This is a genomic window from Mycobacterium sp. TH-M11, from assembly GCF_057473725.1.
The window spans coordinates 1-1,527 of the sequence record NZ_JBYCLD010000059.1 but is presented as its reverse complement, the minus strand read 5'-3'; the positions used below and the strand labels follow the sequence as shown (position 1 = coordinate 1,527).

General features: G+C 64.9%; 1 protein-coding gene. It reads right to left on the bottom strand.

The genetic code is table 11. From position 1 onward, the window contains the following. Positions 1-1,268: UvrD-helicase domain-containing protein (locus tag AC2VOG_RS02245; RefSeq protein ID WP_486938286.1), on the bottom strand; the 1,268-nt coding region annotated here is incomplete at its 3' end. Between the last annotated feature and the right edge of the window lie 259 nt (positions 1,269-1,527).

Sequence of the window (1,527 nt, the reverse complement as noted above, 5' to 3'; positions counted from 1 at the left end):
CGCAGGTAGGCGATGATGTCGCGGATCTCTTTGCGTTCGTAGAAGCGCACGCCGCCAACGACTTTGTACGGGATGCCGCTGCGGATGAACACCTCTTCCAGCGACCGCGACGCGTTGTTGGTGCGGTAGAACACCGCGACGTCGCTGTAGTTGATCGCGCCCGCATCGGTCAGCGCGTCGATCTCCTGCGCGACGAACCGTGCCTCGTCGTGTTCGTTGTCGGCGACGTAGCCGACGATCAGCTCGCCGTCACCGGCGTCGGTCCACAGTCGTTTCTCCCGGCGCCCGGAGTTGTAGGCGATCACCGCATTGGCTGCCGAGAGGATGTTCTGAGTGGAGCGGTAGTTCTGTTCCAACAGGATGGTGGTCGCGTCGGGGTAGTCGCGCTCGAAGTCCTCGATGTTGCGGATGGTCGCGCCGCGGAAGGCGTAGATCGACTGATCGGCGTCACCGACCACGCACAGTTCCGCGGGCGGCAGCTCGGCGGCGTCCGCGCCGCCCTGCCCGCCTTCAACGGAATGGCCGGCCAGCTCGCGCACCAACATGTACTGGGCATGGTTGGTGTCCTGATACTCGTCGACCAGGATGTGCCGGAATCGGCGCCGATAGTGCGCGGCGATCTCCGGGAACGCCTGCAGAATCGCGACCGTCTCACCGATCAGGTCGTCGAAGTCCAGCGCGTTGGCCGACCGCAGCCGGCGCTGGTACTCGCCATACACCGCTGCCACCACCCGGCTCAGGTCATCGGAGCTCTCGGTGAGCTCGGCCAGCGCCCGGTCCGGGTCGATCAGTTCGTTCTTCAGGTTGGAAATCGCGTTGGCCAGCAACCGCGGCGAGTGCCGTTTGACGTCCAGGCCCATGTCTCGGCCGATCATCAGCAGCAGCCGCCGCGAATCGTCGGCGTCATAGATCGAGAAATTCGAGTTCAGACCGGGAACCACCGAGGCCTGGTTACGCAGGATCCGCACGCAGGTGGAGTGAAAGGTCGATACCCACATCACCCTGGCCCGGGGTCCGACGAGACTCGACACCCGCTCACGCATCTCGGCGGCGGCCTTGTTGGTGAAGGTGATCGCCAGGATCTGGCCCACCCCGACGTCGCGGGCGGCCAACAGATAGGCGATGCGCCGGGTCAGCACCGCGGTCTTGCCCGAGCCGGCTCCGGCCACGATCAATAGCGGGGAACCCTCGTGCAGCACGGCGCGCCGCTGCTGCGGGTTGAGCCCATCGAGGAGGTGATCGGTCTGCGAAGTGGCGTGCAAGCTCATAGCGTTCCCAACGTACCGCCGCCCGGCGACAGTCTTTGCGCTGGCACTGCCCTTAGTGGCAGACTCGGTTCGTGCTCGACATGCAGCGTCGATTTTTCTACGGGTACCGGTCAGCGGTGCCCGTGGTTTAGCTGCAACGCCAAGCCCCGCGGTCCGCTTCGCCGACCCGGGGCTCGTCTGTTGTGTGAGGCCGGATCGCCGATGGGACCAGAAACCACCAACAGCGAGAACCTGGAGTTTTGATCATGTCTGCCCAACC